This is a genomic window from Porphyromonas sp. COT-108 OH1349 (assembly GCF_000768755.1).
Lineage (GTDB): Bacteria > Bacteroidota > Bacteroidia > Bacteroidales > Porphyromonadaceae > Porphyromonas_A > Porphyromonas_A canoris.
Genome location: NZ_JRAH01000031.1, coordinates 17,071 through 37,283, shown reverse-complemented (window position 1 = coordinate 37,283; position 20,213 = coordinate 17,071). Strand labels below are relative to the sequence as shown.

Genomic DNA, 20,213 nt, shown 5'->3' with positions numbered 1-20,213 from the left:
CTCTTTTATTTCTTTGGGAAAAGGATTTTGTTGTACTCTTTCGGATTGCTCAGTATCTCTATCGCTTTCGTAACCGTGGGATCTGTCTCCATGTTCACCGCATACTGCGCTTCCATACCGAAGTAATGGGCTGCCAGAAACTCTTTAAGATAGGCGGAGATCAGCTTCTTATGAGGCACGATGTCTCTTTTGAGATTGGGTTCCAGCTGCTTCTTGAGAGTCTCGAAAGCCTCTTTGCTCGACTCCGAATAGCCTTCAAACTCTATCAATCTTTCCAATGCGGATACCACTTTCCGGCTTTGTTCGCCGTATCTGAACTTCTTTTCTTCCAAGAAGTTTACCAGCCCTTCAAACTCCTCATCCGTTATTTTGATCTCTTTAATGGACTGCACTTTCGGTTTTTTCAGGAACAACCTGCCGGCATACTCGAACAGAGAGCCGTCTCTCAGCATGTAGATCACTATGCCGGGCAGTATTTCGTCTTTGATTTCTATGTCCGGACGAATGCCTCCACCGTCTCTCACCTCTCTTCCGTTCGTTGTCTTGAACAGTGTTGTAAGGCTGTCCGGAACAGCGGCAACCGATCCGTCCGGTTGCTTATGCGAGTAGTCTATCTGCTGTATGCACCTTCCACTCGGGATGTGGTAGCGTGCAGTGGTTACCTTCAACAGCCCTTTATAGGGGAGAGGGCGTGTGGTCTGCACCAATCCTTTGCCAAAACTTTTACTACCGATAAGTACCGCTCTGTCCAGATCCTGCATTGCTCCGGCAACGATCTCGGAAGAGGAGGCACTATTGCTGTTGATAAGGACTGCGATAGGTATTTTCGTATCCAAAACCTTACCGGAAGTATAATATTTTTGAGATGTTCCCACCTGACGTCCTTTGGTTTCGACCACCAATGTTTTCTCCGGAACAAACATGCTCAATATCTCTATTGCTCCTCCCATGACGCCTCCGGTATTGCCCCGAAGGTCTAAGATGAGGCTTTTCATCTTCTTGGTGTCTCGGAGTTGGGTGAACGCATCCATCACATTCTGCGCACTTTTATCCGTGAAAGAGGATAGGCGGATATAGCCGACACCATCCCCGTATATGCCGCGATGGACTACCTGATCCACTATCACTTTTTCTCTCACAAGAGTAATCTCTCTCTCCTTATCTTCTCCCAGCCTTCGGATGGTTACTTTTACCGATGTCCCGACCGGGCCTTTGAGCAGATTGCTCACTCTGGCATTGGTACTCGGTATGACGGAAAGGGTATCTATCTTCACGAACATGTCTCCCACTTTCAGTCCGGCGCGTTCAGCCGGAGTGTTGGGCATCGGATTGGAGACGTAGACAACGGAGTCGCGCTGCTGGATGAATGCACCTATTCCGCCATACTCACCTGTTGCCATAAACTTGAAATCTTCTGTTTCGGACTGCTCCAGGTAGTTCGTGTAGGGGTCTAACCCTGCCAGCATGCTGTTCATCCCCTCCGAGAAGATGCTCTTCATATCTATGGTATCCACATAGAGGATGGAGAGATTGTTGAGCAGAGCCGAGAAGATCTCCTTCGACCTGCTCATCTCGAGCTGTGTTTTTCTGTCTCTCTCCCTCAGCTTTTGTACATCTGTTTGCGCATGAAGAGATAGGGATGCTCCCAGTAGCAGGATTATGCCAGTAAGTATTCGTTTTATCATGATTTCGGAATGCTCTTTATATATATTCTCAATATGGTATTATAAGTAACGAAGATAGCTATTTTCGTCGAATACCCGTTATCCGGCACTCTTGCAGAGGAGGCGATGAGGCAGGGGATAGAGCCTCGTATTTTCCTGCATACTCTTTCCGCTCATTCTCCAATGGCGATTTCCGAAGCCGGTTTTGGGCACTCTCCGGAGGTTCTATCTTGCTCTCCGACCACGCTTCAAAGGTCTCGTTTTAGAATAAAAGTGTATCTTTGAGCCGGATAACAAACTAATCTGAAGCAAACAATGAGATCAAATATATCCATAAGGAGTGTGCAGTCTCTCTTCTTGCTGCTCTTTCTGCTTTTTGCTTCCGGCGCTGAGTTGAGTGCTCAAACCGATGCGCCGATGCCTCAAAAGGATATTTTCGAGGTTTTGGCAAGGATTGAGATGGGAAGGGGAGTAGTAACTATCCGCCAGTCTTCTGCCATCAAGGCTCTTGTCGGAACGGGGCTCTCTTTGGACAGCAAGATGTATTCGGAAGAGATTATGGCTGTCGGGGCGGTTACCTCAGAGCAGAAAGTGGTCGGGTATAGAGTGCAAATCTATAACGGTAACGGTACTAAGGGGAGAAGCACAGCGGCATACAGAGAAAAGGTGATACAGGAAGCTCATCCGGAGCTTGCCACTTACTTGCAGTTTCAAGCCCCGTCTTGGAAGCTGCGTGTAGGTAACTTCCTGACGCAAGCAGAGGCAAGAGACGCCATGGTGAAGCTGAAAAAAGATTTTCCTGCATTTGCAAGAGATATGTACGTAGTCCGGGATGCGGTCTACCGTTTTTAACTGATCTATAATCTATGAGTTCTGAAAAAAAAGGAGTAGAACACGGTGTGGACATAGACATACTGATGCCACACTACAAGGAAGTACTGATACACTTGGGAGAAGATCCCGATAGAGAGGGGTTGCAAAAGACCCCTTTGAGAGTTGCGAGAGCAATGGCGTTTTTGACGCAAGGGATGCGTCAGGATCCGGCAGCGGTGTTGAAGAGTGCAATGTTCAGGGAAGACTATCGCCAGATGGTCGTAGTGAAAGACATCGACTTCTATTCGCTCTGCGAGCATCATATGTTGCCCTTCTTTGGTAAGGCGCATATCGCATACATCCCGAACGGATACATCACGGGTCTGAGCAAGCTGCCTCGTGTGGTGGATATCTTTGCTCGCAGGCTTCAAGTACAGGAACGTCTCACGACACAAATTAAAGAGTGCATACAGAATACGCTGAATCCGCTCGGCGTGATGGTGGTCATCGAAGCCCAACACATGTGTATGCAGATGAGGGGAGTGGAGAAGCAGAACTCCATAACCATGACCAGCGACTTTACCGGAGCTTTCGAGTCTCAAAAGACACGTGAGGAGTTCATGGCTCTCATCCATAAAAGATAAAAAAGAGAAACGGCTGCGGATAAATTTCCGGCTGAAAAATAAAAATACAGAGTATAAAAAAAGCTCCCTTTTCGGGGAGCTTTTTTATAAATATGAGGTGCGAAAAATTGCTCAGGAAATCTTCTTGGGGAGGGGGACGGAGGTGGTCTGTTTTTGTGCCAGTCTCTCTAACCGGCTTGCCGATAGGAAGATATGAAAAATCGCGAATTTGGAAAAAATTTTTTCTCAGTCCGTTTCATGGGGCTTTTTCGCGTTAATTGGTGTGAATTTTAATACCCATTCCTGTAAATGTTTCCTAATAAAGAAATTTGCCTTTTCAGGTGCTTTTTAGGGCGAAAATATGTAAGTAGTTGGCTTTTAGTGTTTTAATGGTTTTGGCTGAACACTTTAATTGAATCCGGTAAACGTATTAAATGAAATCGGTAAACGTGTTCATTGAAAAATTAAACACGTTAAGCCGACAAAATATGCTCGTTTACCGTTTTTGCTCAATAGATGTCGAAATTTGTGTTAATAAATCGGTCTGATTTAACAAATTCGGCACCCCTCTGAAAACAACCCCTCTGATCAAAATAGAGAGACCGAAAAAAATGAGCATTTTTCGGGATGAAATATATAAAAACGGAGGCTGGACGGGGTGGTGAACCGAAAGAGAAAATGTCTTAAAACTTCCCGGCTCTCGCTTAGGAAGTGTCTTTTTGTTCAACGAGGTCTGTTAAGGGCTTCTGTCATAATCCTATCCGGAGTGTTTTGGAGGGTTTGAGGTGAGAAGGGATGCTTTCCGGCTCTTCGGGTGGAGCGGTGGATGAAAAGGGTGAATCGGGATTTTGATTTTACAGCATCGGGCAAGCTCTCTTTTCTTTCCTCTTATGGTGATTTAGCTCCCGCTTCTTTTTTGTATCTTTGACCCTCAAACAGATTGAGATAGACTCCCGGCATGAGCAAAGAAACCCTACAAGATCACAATTATACCGACGATAAAGTTATTACATTAGACCCTATGGAGCATATCCGGAGACGTCCGGGGATGTATATAGGTAAGCTCGGAGATGGAACGAGTCCGGATGACGGAATATATGTCCTCCTCAAGGAGGTGATAGACAACGCCATAGACGAGTACTCCATGGGGTATGGCAACCGAATAGAGATTACCATAGATGAGGACGGACTTGTTGTCGTGAGAGACTTCGGGCGTGGCGTGCCGCAAGGATCGTTGAGAGACATCGCCGGAAAGATGAACACCGGAGCGAAGTATGACGATGAGGTGTTCAAAAAAGTGGTCGGACTCAATGGCGTAGGGCTTAAAGCCGTGAACGCTCTCAGCGATCGGATGGAGCTTTCATCGTTCCGATCGGGAAAAGGAAAGAGCGTGGTGTTTGAAAAAGGAATATTCGTCTCCGAAACAGACTTTTTCGACTGCGAGAATGAAAAGGACGGCACCAAGGTGCTATTCCATCCCGACCCCACGCTGTTCAAGGAGTACCATTATATTAAAGACTATGTGGAGCAGATGCTGAAGATGTACTGCTATCTTCACACCTCGCTTACCATCTTGTTCAATGGCAAAAGATTCAGCTCGAAAAGAGGGTTGCAGGATCTGTTGGAAGATACCATGACGGGTGAAGCACTCTATCCGATCATCCATCTCAGCGGTAAAGATATAGAGATAGCCATGACCCACTCTTCGCAGTATGGGGAAGAGTATTACTCTTTTGTGAATGGACAGAATACGATTCACGGGGGTACGCACCTCTCTGCATTCAAAGAGCATGTGGCTAAAACCGTAAAAGAGTATTATGGTAAAAACTTCGATGTGGGCGATGTACGCTCCGGAATAGTGGCGGCAATAAGCATCAGGATTCAGGAACCACTCTTTGAGAGTCAGACCAAAACGAAGTTGGGCTCCAGAGATATAGCGGAGGGCGGAATCTCTTTGGGTAAATTCGTCGGAGATTTTCTCAAGGTGGAGCTGGACAACTATCTGCATAAAAACTCCGAGACAAGCGACATCCTTTACAAAAAGATACTTGAGAGCGAAAAGGAACGTAAGAGCATTGCCGGCATTACCAAGCTTGCAAAAGAGAGGGCAAAGAAGTCTTCCATCCACAACAAAAAGCTCCGCGACTGCACCTACCATTATAATAACCCGAAAACACCCCGTCCAGACGATACGTCGATCTTTATCACCGAGGGACTTTCGGCAAGCGGTTCTATCACGCAAAGCCGGGATGCGGAGTATCAGGCTGTGTTTTCTCTTCGGGGAAAACCGCTCAACTGCTACGGACTTTCCAAGCGAGTGGTGTATGAGAACGAGGAGTTCAATCTCCTTCAAGCCGCTCTTAATATAGAAGATGGTATAGACAACCTCAGATATAATAAGGTCATCGTGGCAACCGATGCCGATGTGGACGGTATGCACATCCGTCTCCTTATCATAACGTTCTTCTTGCAGTTTTTCCCCGATCTGGTTCGCCAAAAACACGTATATATATTACAGACACCTCTTTTCCGGGTGAGAGATAAGGGCGAAAAGCAGACCATCTACTGCTATGACGAGAAAGAACGGGACGAAGCCGTGGCAAAGCTGGGGTCTAATGCCTCTATCACCAGATTTAAGGGCTTGGGAGAGATCACGGCAGAGGAGTTTAAGCACTTTATCGGGGCGGATATCCGACTCGATCCTGTGGTTATGAGGAAAGAGGATAGCATAAAGGAGCTGCTCGACTTCTATATGGGGAAGAATACACCGGACCGTCAAGAGTTCATCGTATCCAATCTTGAGGTGGAAGATGATGTATTATAAGCCATTCGGAAGTAGGAAATGAAAAAATATTTGCTCGCTACTTGCACAATCGAAAAATAGTGCTTAAATTTGCACCCGAAAGCACTTGAAAGAACGACAGAGGTTGTTTGGGTGTTTGAATAAGCCTCTTTAGCTCAGTTGGCCAGAGCACGTGATTTGTAATCTCGGGGTCGTTGGTTCGAATCCGACAAGAGGCTCACCTTAAAAAGAAAACATGGAAGGGCAGTTTCCAGAGTGGCCAAATGGGGCTGACTGTAACTCAGCTGACGTTCGTCTTCGGTGGTTCGAATCCATCACTGCCCACATAAATAAAATCTACAGGTCTATAATAGGTCTGAATGCGGAAGTAGCTCAGTCGATAGAGCATTAGCCTTCCAAGCTAAGGGTCGCGGGTTTGAGCCCCGTCTTCCGCTCTCTTTTTTTTTCGCCTATGTAGCTCAGGGGTAGAGCACTTCCTTGGTAAGGAAGAGGTCCCGGGTTCAAATCCCGGCATCGGCTCTGAGAAACAAGTAAGAAATTTAACCCATATATAACATTTTAAATTATGGCAAAAGAACATTTTAATAGGAGTAAGCCCCACGTAAATATCGGTACTATCGGTCACGTGGACCACGGTAAGACTACTTTGACTGCCGCTATTACTACAGTATTGGCAAAGAAGGGTCTTTCTGAATTGCGTTCTTTCGACTCTATCGACAACGCACCAGAAGAAAAGGAAAGAGGTATCACTATCAATACTTCTCACGTTGAGTATGAAACTGCGAACCGTCACTATGCTCACGTTGACTGTCCTGGTCACGCCGACTATGTGAAGAACATGGTTACCGGTGCCGCTCAAATGGACGGTGCTATTATCGTTGTGGCTGCTACAGATGGTCCTATGCCTCAAACAAGAGAGCACATCCTTCTTGCACGTCAGGTAAACGTTCCTCGTCTTGTTGTGTTTATGAACAAGTGCGACTCTGTTGATGACCAAGAAATGCTTGAACTTGTGGAAATGGAAATGAGAGAACTTCTTTCATTCTATGACTTCGATGGTGATAACACTCCTGTTATCCAAGGTTCTGCTCTTGGTGCTCTTAACGGAGATGCAAAATGGGAAGATAAGGTTATGGAGCTTATGGATGCAGTAGATAACTGGATCCCACTTCCTCCACGTGATATCGACAAACCATTCTTGATGCCGGTTGAAGACGTGTTCTCTATTACAGGTCGTGGTACTGTTGCTACCGGTCGTATTGAAACAGGTATCATTAAGACAGGTGAAGAAGTTCAAATTATCGGTCTTGGTGCTGCTGGCTTGAAATCAGTTGTTACAGGTGTGGAAATGTTCCGCAAGATTCTTGACGAAGGTCAAGCCGGTGATAACGTAGGTCTTCTTCTTCGTGGTATCGATAAGAACGAAATCAAGCGTGGTATGGTTATCACTCACCCTGGAAAGGTTACTCCTCACAAGAGATTTAAGGCTGAGGTGTATATCTTGAAGAAAGAAGAAGGTGGTCGCCACACTCCATTCCACAACAAGTATCGTCCTCAGTTCTATATCCGTACTCTTGACGTTACAGGTGAAATCACTCTTCCTGAAGGAACAGAAATGGTAATGCCTGGTGATAACGTAACTATTACTGTAGAACTTATCTATCCGGTAGCATGTAGCGTAGGTCTTCGCTTCGCAATCCGTGAAGGTGGTCGTACAGTAGGTGCTGGTCAGATTACAGAACTTCTCGACTAATACGAGTGATCAGACCTTGAGAGTAAAAATTTTGCCACTCTCCCTAAAGGTCTCATAAAATAACAGTGAGAGGTGCTTCCCCTCCGTGAAACACAGATGATAGCACCTCTCACTTTTTTATACGGGTTTAGCTCAGTTGGTAGAGCACTGGTCTCCAAAACCAGGTGTCGGGAGTTCGAGTCTCTCAACCCGTGCTAAAAATCTTAAGATTACGATGGCAAAATCAAATACTAATGCGGTTGCAAAACCGAATATATTTGTGCGCATGGCAAATTACCTCAAAGAGGTATATGAAGAATTGCGCTACAAGGTTTCATGGCCTACTAAAGCCGAATTGGCAAACAGTGCAGTAATAGTCCTTATTGCTTCCATCATTATTGCTGTTTTTGTTTTCTTAGTAGATAAGAGCTTTGAAACTATTATCTCCGAACTATACAAGTTGATCACGCGTTAAGAAGATTCTGAGCAATGCAAGGGAATTCTGACGTTAAGTATTATGTCCTTCGCGCTGTAAGTGGCAAAGAGGTAAAGGTAAAGGAGTACATAGAAGCTGAGTGTAAGCATACAGATCTCGGCCGCTATGTACACAACGTGCTTATACCTATGGAAAAGACATTTATAGTGCGTGGAGGTAAGAAGATCGCAAGAGAGAGACCGTACTTTCCGGGCTATGTCTTTGTGCAGGCTGAGCTTGTGGGCGAGGTGCAGCACAGACTTCGAGTAACTCCTAACGTACTGGGCTTCTTGGAAGCGCATCCGGACCCTGTCCCTTTGCGTGAAGATGAAGTTAAGCGTATGCTTGGGATTGCCGATGAGCTTACCGAAAGGATTGCCGACATGGATCTGGAATTCTATGTGGGAGATAAGGTCAAGTTGGCCTTTGATCCTTTTACCGGTTTCTATGGTGAGGTGATAGAAGTCTATCCCGAGAAGCAGAAGCTGAAGATCTTGGTTAAGGTCTTTGGTAATCCGACTCCTATGGAGGTAGGCTATTTACAGGTAGTGAAAGAGTAGTTTTTAGGAGTACGTGTTACGGTATTCCGATGATTTCTACTTTTTCTCATTCGATTTTTTAATACACAAAAATGTTCAAAAATGGCAAAAGAAGTTGCTGGACAATTAAAGTTGCAAATTAAGGGTGGCGCAGCTAACCCTTCACCTCCTGTGGGTCCTGCACTAGGTGCAAAGGGTCTTAACATTATGGAGTTTTGCAAGCAATTCAATGCCAGAACCCAAGACAGCGCAGGTAAAATTCTTCCTGTCGTAATTACCTATTACGCAGATAAGAGTTTTGACTTCGTTGTTAAGACTCCCCCTGTGGCTATTCAACTACTTGAAGCAGCTAAGATTAAGTCTGGCTCTGCAGAACCTAATAGAAAGAAGGTGGCAGAAATCACTTGGGAACAAGTGAGAGCCATTGCTACGGATAAGTTGGTGGACCTAAACTGTTTTACTATCGAATCTGCAATGAGATTGGTAGCAGGAACAGCAAGGAGTATGGGTATTTCAGTTAAGGGTGAATTCCCGGAAAATAATTAAATTCGATTAGACAATGAGTAAACTTACAAAGAATCAGAAGTTGGCTTTGAGCAAGGTCGAACCCGGGAAAATGTACACATTGAAGGAAGCATGTGCTTTGGTTAAAGAGATTACAACCACCAAGTTTGATGCTTCTGTGGACATTGATATTCGCCTTGGCGTTGACCCACGTAAAGCAAACCAGATGGTAAGAGGTGTAGTTTCTCTACCACATGGTACAGGTAAGGAAATTAGGGTTTTGGCTCTGTGTACACCCGACAAAGAGGCAGAAGCTAAAGAAGCTGGAGCCGACTATGTAGGGCTTGATGAATATATTGAAAAGATAAAAGGTGGCTGGACAGACATTGACGTAATCATTACTATGCCTGCTATTATGGGTAAGATTGGTGCGTTGGGTCGTGTTCTCGGACCTCGTGGTCTTATGCCTAACCCAAAGAGTGGTACCGTAACCAACGATATCGCTCAAGCTGTAAAAGAGGTTAAGCAAGGTAAGATAGACTTTAAGGTGGATAAAGCCGGTATTGTTCACACATCTATTGGCAAGGTATCTTTCTCTGAAGATAAGATCCGTGACAATGCTAAGGAGTTTGTTGCTACCATCCAAAAGCTTAAACCTGCTGCAGCTAAGGGAACATATGTTAAGAGTATCTTTCTATCGAGTACCATGAGTTTGGGTATCAAAGTAGATCCTAAATCTGTGGAAGAAATTTAAATTTGTGAACTATGAGAAAGGAAGATAAAGTAACAGTTGTAGCCTCTCTGAAAGAGGCAATAGAGGCATATCCTCATTTTTATCTGACAGACGTTGAAGCACTGGACGCAAAGAAAACAAGCGAACTCAGAAGAGAGTGTTTTAAGAGAAATATCAAGCTTGTTGTTGCTAAGAACAAGCTTTTGATGCGTGCTCTTAGTGAAGTGAATGAAGAGCTTTATGCTCCTTTGTTCGCTACTCTAAAGGGAAGCACAGCTGTGATGTTCTCTGAGAATGCTAACGCTCCTGCAAAGCTTATAAAGGATTTTACTAAGGGCTCTAAGGGCGAAGGCAAACCTCAATTGAAGTCTGCTTATGCTCAAGAGGGTATTTATATTGGCGCAAATCAGCTTTCTACTCTTGAAACAATTAAGAGTCGTGAAGAGCTTATCGCTGATGTAGTAGCTCTTCTTGAATCTCCTATCAAGAACGTTCTTTCTTCACTTCAGTCTGGAGGAAATACTATTCATGGAGTGCTTGAAACTCTCCAAAAAAAATAATAATCAAGTCAAATACAACTAAAAAATTATACTGAAATGGCAGATATCAAAGCTATTGCTGAACAACTAGTGAACCTAACGGTTAAAGAAGTTAGCGAACTCGCTACTATCCTTAAAGAAGAATACGGCATTGAGCCTGCTGCAGCTGCTGTTGCTGTTGCTGCTGGTCCTGCTGCTGGTGCAGCTGAAGCTGTAGAAGAAAAGACATCTTTTGATATTGTTCTTAAGTCTGCAGGCGCAGCTAAGCTTCAAGTGGTTAAGGCTGTTAAGGAACAATGCGGCCTTGGTCTTAAGGAAGCAAAAGACATCGTAGATGGAGCTCCTTCTACTGTTAAGGAAGGTGTAGATAAAGCTACTGCTGAAGCTCTTAAGAAAGCTCTAGAAGAAGCAGGTGCTGAAGTAGAAATTAAATAATCTACGCTTGTAAGCCCTGTTTTTAACAGGATATGGTTAAGATCCCACTGCAAAGTGGGTTCTTAACCTTTTCGTGTCTTATTTCCTTTTTTACCTTATTTGCTTCATATGTCCAAACAAAATCGTACGCAAAGAGTCAATTTTGCATCCATAAAAAATCCATTTCCTTTTCCGGACTTCTTGGATGTTCAGCTGAAGTCGTTTAAGGACTTCTTGCAATTAGATACTCCTCCGGAGAAGAGAAAAAAGGAGGGCTTGTATAAGGTGTTTGCTGAAAACTTCCCTATACATGATACCAGAAATAACTTTGTACTTGAATTTTTGGACTATTATATAGATCCTCCGAGATACACAATAGATGAGTGTATCACACGTGGTCTTACTTATAATGTTCCTCTCAAGGCTAAGATGAAACTTTACTGTACAGATCCGGATCATGAGGATTTTGATACAGTGACTCAGGATGTCTATTTGGGTGCCATACCCTATATGACAAATAGTGGTACATTCATAATAAACGGAGCAGAACGTGTTGTCGTTTCCCAGATGCACCGCTCTCCGGGTGTTTTCTTCAGTGAAAGTATGCATGCCAACCGCACCAAACTCTATTCGGCAAGGATTATTCCTTTCAAAGGATCCTGGATAGAGTTTGCTACGGATATTTCTAACGTGATGTATGCATACATTGACCGTAAAAAGAAATTACCCGTAACCACTCTACTAAGAGCTATTGGTTTTGAAACGGATAAGGCTATTCTGGACATTTTTGGAATGGCAGAAGAGGTTAAGGTTACTAAGACTAATCTCAAAAAATATCTTGGGAGAAAAGTTGCAGCACGTCTTTTGAAGACATGGTTAGAGGACTTTGTTGATTCTGAAACAGGTGAAGTCGTTTCTCTGGAGAGATATGAGGTCATTCTGGATCGTGAACAAGAGTTGACGGAGGACAATATGCAACATGTTTTGGATTCCGGAGTATCATCTATTCTTCTTCATAAGGAGGATGAAGGAGGATTGGACTTCTCAATCATTTCCAATACATTCCAAAAAGACCAATCTAACTCCGAGAAAGAAGCTATAGATCATATCTATAAGCAGTTGCGTAATCAAGATCCTGTGGACGAAGCTTCTGCTCGTGAGGTGATTACCAACCTTTTCTTCTCTGAAAAAAGGTATGACCTTGGAGACGTTGGTCGTTACAGAATAAATAAGAAACTCAATCTGGATATAGATCCGGATGTCAAGATATTGACCAAAGAGGATATTATTGCTATTATCCGATACTTGGTCGAACTCAAGAATAACAAACAGACAATAGACGATATAGACCACTTGTCTAATCGTCGTGTCCGTACAGTGGGAGAACAGCTGTACAACCAGTTTGGTGTTGGTCTTGCAAGAATGGCTCGCACTGTAAGAGAGCGTATGAACGTGAGAGATAATGAAGTCTTTACTCCTATAGACCTTATCAACGCAAAGACAATCTCTTCAGTTGTTAACTCATTCTTCGGAACAAACGCACTGTCTCAGTTTATGGACCAAACCAATCCTCTTGCCGAGATTACTCACAAGAGAAGATTGTCTGCTTTAGGTCCCGGAGGTCTTAGCCGTGATAGAGCCGGATTTGAGGTTCGAGACGTTCACTACACACACTATGGTCGCCTCTGTCCTATTGAGACTCCGGAAGGGCCAAACATTGGTCTTATCTCTTCTCTGTGTGTATATGCTAAAATCAATGAACTTGGATTTATTTCCACTCCTTACAGAAAGGTTGTAAACGGAAAGGTAGATTTCTCTCCGGAGGGCATTGAGTATTTTACTGCAGAAGCAGAAGAGGACAAGACAGTGGCTCAAGGTAATGCTCCACTGAACGAAGATGGCAAGTTTATCAATCCAATGGTAAAGTCTCGTTATGCGTCAGACTTCCCCGTTGTATCTCCTGATAAAGTTGACCTTATGGACGTATCTCCCACTCAGATTGCGTCTATTGCTGCATCTCTTATTCCTTTCTTGGAACATGACGATGCTAACCGTGCTTTGATGGGTTCTAACATGATGCGTCAGGCTGTACCTCTTATTCAGCCGGATGCTCCTATTGTGGGTACGGGTATCGAAAGCCAGTTGGTAAGAGACTCTCGTTCGCAAGTTGTTGCAGAGCGTGATGGTGTTATCGAATATGTAGATGCTACCGTAATAAAGATACGCTATGATAGAACAGAAGATGAAGCCTTTGTTTCGTTTGATGATCCTATTACAGAATATAAGCTACCGAAGTTCCGTAAAACGAACCAAAGTACAACTATAGACCTTCGTCCTATCTGCCGAAAAGGACAGAAAGTTAAGAAAGGAGATATCCTCACAGAAGGATATTCTACCCAACAAGGTGAAATTGCTTTGGGACGCAATGTCCTTGTTGCATATATGCCTTGGAAGGGGTACAACTATGAGGATGCTATTGTATTGAATGAGCGTCTTGTTCGTGAAGATATATTTACATCTGTTCATGTTGATGAGTATATCTTGGAAGTGCGTGAGACAAAACGAGGATTGGAAGAGTTGACTTCTGATATCCCGAATGTTTCCGAAGATGCTACAAAGGATCTTGACGAACGAGGCATTATCCGAATAGGAGCCCATGTAACACCGGGAGATATTTTGGTCGGAAAGATCACTCCAAAGGGAGAATCGGACCCAACTCCGGAAGAAAAACTTCTTCATGCAATCTTTGGGGATAAAGCCGGAGACGTTAAGGATGCTTCTCTTAAAGCTACACCATCTCTCTCCGGAACCGTTATCCAAACCTGTCTATTCTCTCGTGCTATGATGACGAGAAAGGATAAAGCGGCGACACGTGATGTCTTAAAAGAAATGGATAAGGAGTTTGAGAGAGTATGTGAAGACCTCAAGGAGGTTGCAATACAAAAGCTCATTAAGATTATTCAAGATAAGGTTTCAGCCGGAGTGATGAATTATCATGGTGCTGAGGTCGTATCTAAAGGAACAAAATTTACTCCTATCGTTCTTTCTCAGATACAGTATGACGAAGTACAACTTAATGGTTGGACCAATGATGAGCATACCAATGACCTTATCCGTGCTTTAGTTCAGAACTATTTACGTAAGGTTAAGGAGCAGGAATCCGAACTTCGCCGACGCAAATATGATCTGACTATTGGAGACGAGCTACCTAATGGTATCGTTCAAATAGCTAAGGTGTATATTGCGAAGAAGAGAAAGATTCAGGTTGGAGATAAGATGGCAGGACGTCACGGTAACAAGGGTATTGTTTCTAAGATTGTTCGTTATGAAGATATGCCGTTTATGGATGATGGTACTGCTGTTGATTTGTGTTTGAATCCGCTTGGTGTACCTTCCCGTATGAACCTTGGACAGATCTTTGAAGCAGTGCTTGGTTGGGCAGGAAAAACTCTTGATACTAAGTTTGCCACCCCTATCTTTGATGGCGCCAAGTTAGAAGATTTGGACTATTGGACGGATAAAGCTTCTCTGCCTCGTTATGGAGCAACACGCTTGAGAGACGGAGGAACCGGAGAATATTTTGACCAGCCGGCAACAGTCGGAGTAACCTACTTCTTGAAGTTGGGACACATGGTTGATGATAAGATGCACGCACGTTCTATCGGTCCATACTCTTTGATAACTCAACAACCTCTTGGAGGTAAGGCTCAGTTTGGTGGTCAGCGTTTCGGAGAAATGGAGGTTTGGGCTCTTGAAGCTTATGGCGCAGCACACATCTTGCAAGAAATCTTGACCATAAAGAGTGATGATGTGGTAGGCCGTTCTAAAGCCTATGAAGCTATTGTCAAAGGAACTCCAATGCCTACACCGGGTATCCCGGAATCTTTGAATGTATTGTTGCATGAACTCAAAGGTCTTGGCTTGAGTTTTACATTGGATTAAAAAGAATCGAACTTCACATACGCATTTACACATGGCTTTTAAAAGAGACAATAAGATAAGGAGTAATTTTACCAAGATAACAATTGGTATTGCCTCACCGGAAGAGATTCTTGAAAACTCAAGTGGAGAGGTCCTAAAACCCGAAACAATAAATTATAGAACGTATAAGCCGGAACGAGATGGCCTTTTCTGTGAGCGCACCTTTGGTCCTGTTAAGGATTATGAGTGTCATTGCGGAAAGTACAAGCGTATTCGTTACAAAGGAATTGTTTGTGATCGCTGTGGTGTAGAGGTTACAGAAAAGAAGGTTCGCCGTGAGCGTATGGGACATATCTCTCTGGAAGTCCCTGTTGTTCATATTTGGTATTTCCGTTCAAATCCTAACAAGATATCATATCTTCTCGGCATTCCTGCCAAGAAGCTGGAGTCTGTAATTTACTACGAAAAATATGCTGTTATTCAGCCGGGTATTGTAGAGTCTGTAGAGGTTAATGACCTGCTGACAGAGGATGAATACCTGGAAATTTTGGCTTCTCTGCCCAAAGAGAACCAATATTTGGATGATAGTGATCCCAATAAATTTATAGCAAAAATAGGAGCAGAAGCTATCTATGACCTACTTGCACGTGTCGATCTTGACAAACTCTCTTACGAACTTAGAGACAGAGCGTCTAAGGACTCTTCTCAGCAACGAAAGAAAGATGCTTTGAAGCGTCTTCAAGTAGTGGAAAGTTTCAGAGCAAGTCAAGGACAAAATCGTCCCGAATGGATGGTTCTAAAGGTTGTTCCTGTGATTCCACCGGAATTGAGACCTTTGGTGCCTCTTGATGGTGGTCGCTTTGCAACATCTGACCTGAACGAGTTGTATCGTAGAGTTATCATACGTAACAATCGTCTTAAAAGACTTCTTGAGCAGAGAGCTCCTCAGGTAATCCTTCGTAATGAGAAGCGGATGCTTCAGGAAGCAGTGGATAGCCTTTTTGATAACTCTCGTAAGTCAAGCGCAGTCAAGAGCGAAAGCAATCGTCCATTGAAGTCTCTAACAGACTCTCTAAAGGGAAAGCAAGGACGTTTCCGTCAGAACCTGCTTGGTAAGCGTGTCGATTATTCTGCACGTTCCGTTATTGTGGTTGGTCCTGAGCTTAAGATGCACGAGTGTGGTTTGCCAAAATACATGGCAGCAGAGCTTTACAAGCCATTTATCATACGTAAGTTGATAGAGCGTGGCATTGTTAAGACCGTTAAGAGTGCTAAAAAGATTGTGGATCGTAAAGAGCCGGTTGTTTGGGATATTTTGGAACACGTGATCAAAGGACACCCTGTTCTTCTCAACCGTGCTCCTACACTTCACCGTCTCGGTATTCAGGCCTTCCAACCTAAGCTTATAGAAGGAAAAGCTATTCAGCTGCACCCTCTTGCTTGTACGGCATTTAATGCCGACTTTGACGGGGACCAGATGGCTGTTCACCTTCCTTTGTCCAATGAGGCTATCTTGGAAGCACAGATCCTTATGCTGGCTTCTCACAATATCCTTAACCCTGCAAATGGAGCGCCTATTACCGTACCATCACAAGATATGGTACTTGGACTTTATTACATCACCAAGATCCGTAAGAACAGCAAGGGTGCAGGTCTTGTATTTTATGGACCGGAAGAAGCTTTTATTGCTTACAACGAAGGAAAGGTTGGTATCCATGCACCGATTAAGGTCGTGGTAGACGATCTGGATGAAAGCGGTAATGAAATTTCACACATGGTCGAGACTTCTGTTGGACGACTTCTATTCAACGAATGTGTCCCCGAAAAGATAGGCTATGTCAATGCCCTTCTTGGAAAGAATGCTCTTCGAGATATTATTGGTTATGTCATAAAGAAGAGAGGTGTTGCAGCAACGGCACACTTCCTTGACCACATAAAGGATCTCGGTTATAATATGGCATTTAAGGCAGGTCTTTCATTCAACCTTTCAGATGTTCTTATCCCACAGGAGAAAGAGCAGCTTATTCAAGAGGGATATGAGGAGATAAATGCCATTACTGCCAATTATAGTATGGGTTTTATCACCAATAACGAAAGATACAACCAGATCATAGATGCTTGGACACATATCAATACAAGACTGTCCAATATCTTGATGAAACAGCTCAGCCAGGATAACGAAGGATTTAATCCGATCTTTATGATGATGGACTCCGGAGCGCGTGGTTCTAAGAGTCAGATCAATCAGCTTTCAGGTATTCGTGGTCTTATGGCAAAACCACAGAAGAGTGGTGCGGATGCGGCTCCAACTATGGAGAACCCTATTCTTTCTAACTTTAAGGAAGGGCTATCTGTTCTTGAGTATTTTATCTCTACTCACGGTGCTCGTAAAGGTCTTTCCGATACGGCTCTTAAGACAGCCGATGCCGGTTACCTTACTCGTCGTCTTGTGGATGTTTCCCAAGATGTTATTGTGACAGAAGATGACTGTGAAACACTTCGTGGCTTGGAGATTTCGGAAATAAAAGAGAATGATATTGTTGTTTCTTCTCTTTATGAACGTATTCTTGGTCGTGTTTCAGTTCATGATATAATCCATCCTAATACGGGAGAGACTCTCGTTTATGCCGGAGAAGAGATTACAGAAGATGCTGCACAACGGATACAAGATTCGCCTATTAAGAGTGTAGAGATCCGTTCTGTTCTTACTTGTGAGTCCAAGAAAGGTGTCTGTGCAAAGTGCTATGGTCGAAATCTTGCCGTTGGTACTATGGTGCAGATCGGAGAGGTTGTCGGTGTTATTGCGGCTCAATCCATTGGTGAGCCGGGTACACAGCTTACACTTCGTACTTTCCACGCCGGAGGTATTGCATCCAATGCTACACAACAGAACTCCTACAAGGCTAAGTATGATGGTATTTTGGAGATAGACGAACTTCGTACAGTAGACTTTGTCGAAGAAGACGGAAGCATTACCAAAATAGTCGTAAGCCGTCTTGCCGAATTGCGTCTTATTGACCCGAATACTCGAATGGTTCTTGTCAACAATCATATCCCTTATGGAGCACGTTTGTTCTTCAATATTGGAGATAAGATCCAGAAAGATGCTGTCCTTTACGAGTTTGACCCATTCAATACCGTTATTATTTCTGAAGCAGCAGGTACACTTGCATACAATGGCATTGTTGAGAATGTTACTTTCAAAGTCGAGCATGACTCTAACGTAGAGGTCGGACACACAGACAACGTCATCATTGAATCTAAGGACAAGAATCTTTCACCGGAATTCCGTATTTTGGATAAGGATGGCAATATAGATCGTACTTACAACCTTCCGGTAGGTGCTCGTTTCAGCAAGAAAGAAGGTGAACGAGTAAATCTGGGAGATATCCTTGTAAAGATTCCTCGTACAAGCAATTCCGGAGGGGACATCACGGGAGGTCTTCCTCGTGTAACCGAGCTGTTTGAAGCACGTAATCCGAATAATCCTGCGGTTGTTTCCGAAATTGATGGAGAAGTATCTTTAGGTAAGATTCGTCGAGGTCATCGGGAGGTAACTGTTACTTCCAAGCTTGGAGAAGAGAGAAAGTATCAGGTGCCATTGTCAAAGCAACTGCTTATTCAAGAGAAAGAGTATGTCCGTGCAGGAACACCTCTCTCTGATGGTGCGATAACTCCTGCAGATATTCTTGCCATACAAGGACCAAATGCTGTACAAGACTACATTGTCAATGGTATCCAGCATGTCTATCGTCAACAAGGGGTAAAGATCAACGATAAGCACTTTGAAGTTATTGTACGTCAAATGATGCGTAAGGTTGAAATTGTTGAACCGGGAGATACACGATTCTTGGAACAACAGCTTGTCGATCGTATAGAGGTTCAGGAAGAGAATGATCGCATATGGGGCAAGAAGGTTGTGGTAGATGCGGGAGACTCCGAAATTTACAGTCCCGGGCAGATCATCACCGTTCGCAGACTGAGAGACGAGAACAGTTCATTGAAGCGAAGAGACTTGCGACTTGTTCAAGTAAGAGATGCTCAACCTGCTACGGCAAATCAAGTATTGCAAGGAATTACTCGTGCTGCGCTTCAAACCAATAGCTTTATGTCTGCCGCATCATTCCAAGAGACACCTAAGGTCCTCAATGATGCTGCAATCCAAGGCAAGGTAGACTATTTGGAAGCTCTGAAAGAGAATGTTATCTGTGGACACTTGATACCTGCCGGTACCGGCTTCCGCATGTACGACAAACTTATAGTTGGTTCTAAAGAGGAGTTGGAAGCCCATAAAGTCGCTACTCTTGCAGGACCGGTGATTATGCCGGAAGACTAAAAATTATTTAGCACAAATATTATTTTCACAGAAAGTCCCACCATACGGTCGTATGGTGGGACTTTTTATTCACCCTCCTATTAGCACATTCTCACATGACTTAGGAGACCTAATGTCAAAAAGGAAGGAGTGGTTTTTTGAACTTCCCAAGGCAGTTCTCCAAACCACTCCTAATCTCGCATACTGCACCCTGATACTACCCCTGCCCAATGCTATTTGAGCAACTTGTCTCTTTCGTATCAACCGTACTATTACTTCCGTCCACTGGTAGTCTGAATATCTTCTTCTTAACCCTTGTTAGAAAAATTCTAATAGTAGATCAAGATCACAAATAGAACACAGATAAACTCATCCCTTAAGACTACAAACTGTTTTAATCTCATCAATCCTGAATGTTCGCCACTGCTCCAAGGCTATCTTCTCCTCCCCTACTTTCGGTTACTCATAATACCCTAAAGAAACCATCTTATCTTTCACTAAGATTCATTGACCAAGAACAAATCGTTGTTTTTGATACAATTACTACAAAGTTTGGATTCAAAAGTTTGCAATAAGGTACTACTTTCATCAATTTCAGATCGGCTTCGAACCTTGTGCTTCTATTTAAGGATAGACATGATAGCGATCAATTACAGAAACCGCATTGATGCAACTACCCGATGAAAGTATACCAAATTACTGTTCACATTGCATATCATTCAAAGACCTCCTATACGCCACAGCCTCCCACAATCTATACCACGATCAAACTCAAAGTTTGAAAAGAGATATAAACCATAGCAGACTATCGTCCGTATTTGCAAGTTTCACTCTTTCGGCGTCTGCATTGGTAGTCCGAGTATAGAAGCCAGAGTCTGCCGAAGCATCTCTTGCTCGTTAAGCTGCATGAGCAGATTAACATACCCGCCAACTTGGGTAATATTCATAGGTGCAGGAATGCGAGAAGGTTTTATATCGCTTTCCGAAGCTATTCTGCGAAGTATCATCTTTTTTATTTCCAATACTTCCGGCGAAACTTCGTGTTCCAACAACTTCGCCACTAATGCTTGTATATCTATATTTTCTGACATATCAATCTTTTTTGAGATTTTGGTTTGACAACTGCTTATAGAATTCA

At 43.6% G+C, this 20,213-nt stretch carries 14 protein-coding genes and 5 tRNA genes; 17 read left to right on the top strand and 2 right to left on the bottom strand.

Features of this window, described 5'->3' with window-relative positions; all coding sequences use genetic code 11:
• Positions 1-5 precede the first annotated feature (5 nt).
• Positions 6-1,685: a S41 family peptidase gene (locus JT26_RS06800; protein ID WP_081966402.1), complete on the bottom strand. Its 1,680-nt coding sequence runs from the start codon at positions 1,683-1,685 to the stop codon at positions 6-8.
• A gap of 294 nt (positions 1,686-1,979) precedes the next feature.
• On the opposite strand from JT26_RS06800, the gene JT26_RS06795 reads away from it, so the two are divergent.
• The 17 genes from JT26_RS06795 to rpoC all read left to right on the top strand — a co-directional run bounded on the left by JT26_RS06795 (position 1,980) and on the right by rpoC (position 19,096).
• Positions 1,980-2,516 carry an SPOR domain-containing protein gene (locus tag JT26_RS06795; protein WP_036848029.1) on the top strand — a complete coding sequence of 179 codons (537 nt, stop codon included), beginning with the start codon at positions 1,980-1,982 and terminating at the stop codon, positions 2,514-2,516.
• 14 nt (positions 2,517-2,530) lie between these two features.
• Positions 2,531-3,121: a GTP cyclohydrolase I FolE gene (gene folE, locus JT26_RS06790; protein ID WP_036848027.1), complete on the top strand. Its 591-nt coding sequence runs from the start codon at positions 2,531-2,533 to the stop codon at positions 3,119-3,121.
• 937 nt (positions 3,122-4,058) lie between these two features.
• Positions 4,059-5,924 carry a DNA topoisomerase IV subunit B gene (locus tag JT26_RS06785; RefSeq protein WP_036848025.1) on the top strand — a complete coding sequence of 622 codons (1,866 nt, stop codon included), beginning with the start codon at positions 4,059-4,061 and terminating at the stop codon, positions 5,922-5,924.
• A gap of 123 nt (positions 5,925-6,047) precedes the next feature.
• Positions 6,048-6,121 (top strand) — tRNA-Thr (locus JT26_RS06780).
• 23 nt (positions 6,122-6,144) lie between these two features.
• Positions 6,145-6,227, top strand: a tRNA-Tyr gene (locus JT26_RS06775).
• Between the two features lie 37 nt (positions 6,228-6,264).
• Positions 6,265-6,337: transfer RNA gene (locus JT26_RS06770), tRNA-Gly, on the top strand.
• Positions 6,338-6,350: 13 nt separating this feature from the next.
• A tRNA-Thr gene (locus JT26_RS06765) sits at positions 6,351-6,422 on the top strand.
• 46 nt (positions 6,423-6,468) lie between these two features.
• The gene (tuf, locus tag JT26_RS06760; protein ID WP_036791311.1) at positions 6,469-7,656 is read left to right on the top strand and encodes an elongation factor Tu; all 1,188 of its coding nucleotides are present in this window, start codon (positions 6,469-6,471) and stop codon (positions 7,654-7,656) included.
• Between the two features lie 121 nt (positions 7,657-7,777).
• Positions 7,778-7,850: transfer RNA gene (locus JT26_RS06755), tRNA-Trp, on the top strand.
• A 20-nt stretch (positions 7,851-7,870) separates the two neighbouring features.
• Entirely contained in the window at positions 7,871-8,110 is a 240-nt protein-coding gene (gene secE, locus JT26_RS06750) for a preprotein translocase subunit SecE (RefSeq protein ID WP_052079448.1), read from the top strand.
• 14 nt (positions 8,111-8,124) lie between these two features.
• The gene (nusG, locus tag JT26_RS06745) at positions 8,125-8,670 is read left to right on the top strand and encodes a transcription termination/antitermination protein NusG (RefSeq protein ID WP_036791314.1); all 546 of its coding nucleotides are present in this window, start codon (positions 8,125-8,127) and stop codon (positions 8,668-8,670) included.
• Between the two features lie 81 nt (positions 8,671-8,751).
• Positions 8,752-9,195, top strand: coding sequence for a 50S ribosomal protein L11 (gene rplK, locus JT26_RS06740; protein ID WP_036791317.1), 444 nt, complete (start codon positions 8,752-8,754; stop codon positions 9,193-9,195).
• A gap of 13 nt (positions 9,196-9,208) precedes the next feature.
• Entirely contained in the window at positions 9,209-9,907 is a 699-nt protein-coding gene (rplA, locus tag JT26_RS06735; RefSeq protein WP_036791320.1) for a 50S ribosomal protein L1, read from the top strand.
• An 11-nt stretch (positions 9,908-9,918) separates the two neighbouring features.
• The gene (rplJ, locus tag JT26_RS06730) at positions 9,919-10,446 is read left to right on the top strand and encodes a 50S ribosomal protein L10 (protein ID WP_036791322.1); all 528 of its coding nucleotides are present in this window, start codon (positions 9,919-9,921) and stop codon (positions 10,444-10,446) included.
• A 36-nt stretch (positions 10,447-10,482) separates the two neighbouring features.
• Positions 10,483-10,860 (top strand): 50S ribosomal protein L7/L12, encoded by a 378-nt coding sequence (gene rplL, locus JT26_RS06725; RefSeq protein WP_036791325.1) that lies wholly within the window; start codon positions 10,483-10,485, stop codon positions 10,858-10,860.
• 108 nt (positions 10,861-10,968) lie between these two features.
• Positions 10,969-14,781 (top strand): DNA-directed RNA polymerase subunit beta, encoded by a 3,813-nt coding sequence (rpoB, locus tag JT26_RS06720; protein WP_036791327.1) that lies wholly within the window; start codon positions 10,969-10,971, stop codon positions 14,779-14,781.
• A 31-nt stretch (positions 14,782-14,812) separates the two neighbouring features.
• The gene (gene rpoC / locus JT26_RS06715; RefSeq protein WP_036848019.1) at positions 14,813-19,096 is read left to right on the top strand and encodes a DNA-directed RNA polymerase subunit beta'; all 4,284 of its coding nucleotides are present in this window, start codon (positions 14,813-14,815) and stop codon (positions 19,094-19,096) included.
• A gap of 806 nt (positions 19,097-19,902) precedes the next feature.
• Here rpoC and JT26_RS06710 read toward each other — a convergent pair.
• On the bottom strand, positions 19,903-20,166 hold the full coding sequence (locus JT26_RS06710; RefSeq protein WP_052079447.1) for a hypothetical protein: 264 nt from the start codon (positions 20,164-20,166) through the stop codon (positions 19,903-19,905).
• Positions 20,167-20,213: the final 47 nt, after the last annotated feature.

Coding starts and splice junctions, on each gene's coding strand:
- JT26_RS06795 (WP_036848029.1), top strand. CDS start 1,980: ATGAGATCAAATATATCCATAAGGAGTGTGCAGTCTCTCTTCTTGCTG.
- rpoC (WP_036848019.1), top strand. CDS start 14,813: ATGGCTTTTAAAAGAGACAATAAGATAAGGAGTAATTTTACCAAGATA.
- JT26_RS06785 (WP_036848025.1), top strand. CDS start 4,059: ATGAGCAAAGAAACCCTACAAGATCACAATTATACCGACGATAAAGTT.
- secE (WP_052079448.1), top strand. CDS start 7,871: ATGGCAAAATCAAATACTAATGCGGTTGCAAAACCGAATATATTTGTG.
- JT26_RS06800 (WP_081966402.1), bottom strand. CDS start 1,685: ATGATAAAACGAATACTTACTGGCATAATCCTGCTACTGGGAGCATCC.
- folE (WP_036848027.1), top strand. CDS start 2,531: ATGAGTTCTGAAAAAAAAGGAGTAGAACACGGTGTGGACATAGACATA.
- tuf (WP_036791311.1), top strand. CDS start 6,469: ATGGCAAAAGAACATTTTAATAGGAGTAAGCCCCACGTAAATATCGGT.
- rplJ (WP_036791322.1), top strand. CDS start 9,919: ATGAGAAAGGAAGATAAAGTAACAGTTGTAGCCTCTCTGAAAGAGGCA.
- nusG (WP_036791314.1), top strand. CDS start 8,125: ATGCAAGGGAATTCTGACGTTAAGTATTATGTCCTTCGCGCTGTAAGT.
- rplL (WP_036791325.1), top strand. CDS start 10,483: ATGGCAGATATCAAAGCTATTGCTGAACAACTAGTGAACCTAACGGTT.
- rplA (WP_036791320.1), top strand. CDS start 9,209: ATGAGTAAACTTACAAAGAATCAGAAGTTGGCTTTGAGCAAGGTCGAA.
- JT26_RS06710 (WP_052079447.1), bottom strand. CDS start 20,166: ATGTCAGAAAATATAGATATACAAGCATTAGTGGCGAAGTTGTTGGAA.
- rpoB (WP_036791327.1), top strand. CDS start 10,969: ATGTCCAAACAAAATCGTACGCAAAGAGTCAATTTTGCATCCATAAAA.
- rplK (WP_036791317.1), top strand. CDS start 8,752: ATGGCAAAAGAAGTTGCTGGACAATTAAAGTTGCAAATTAAGGGTGGC.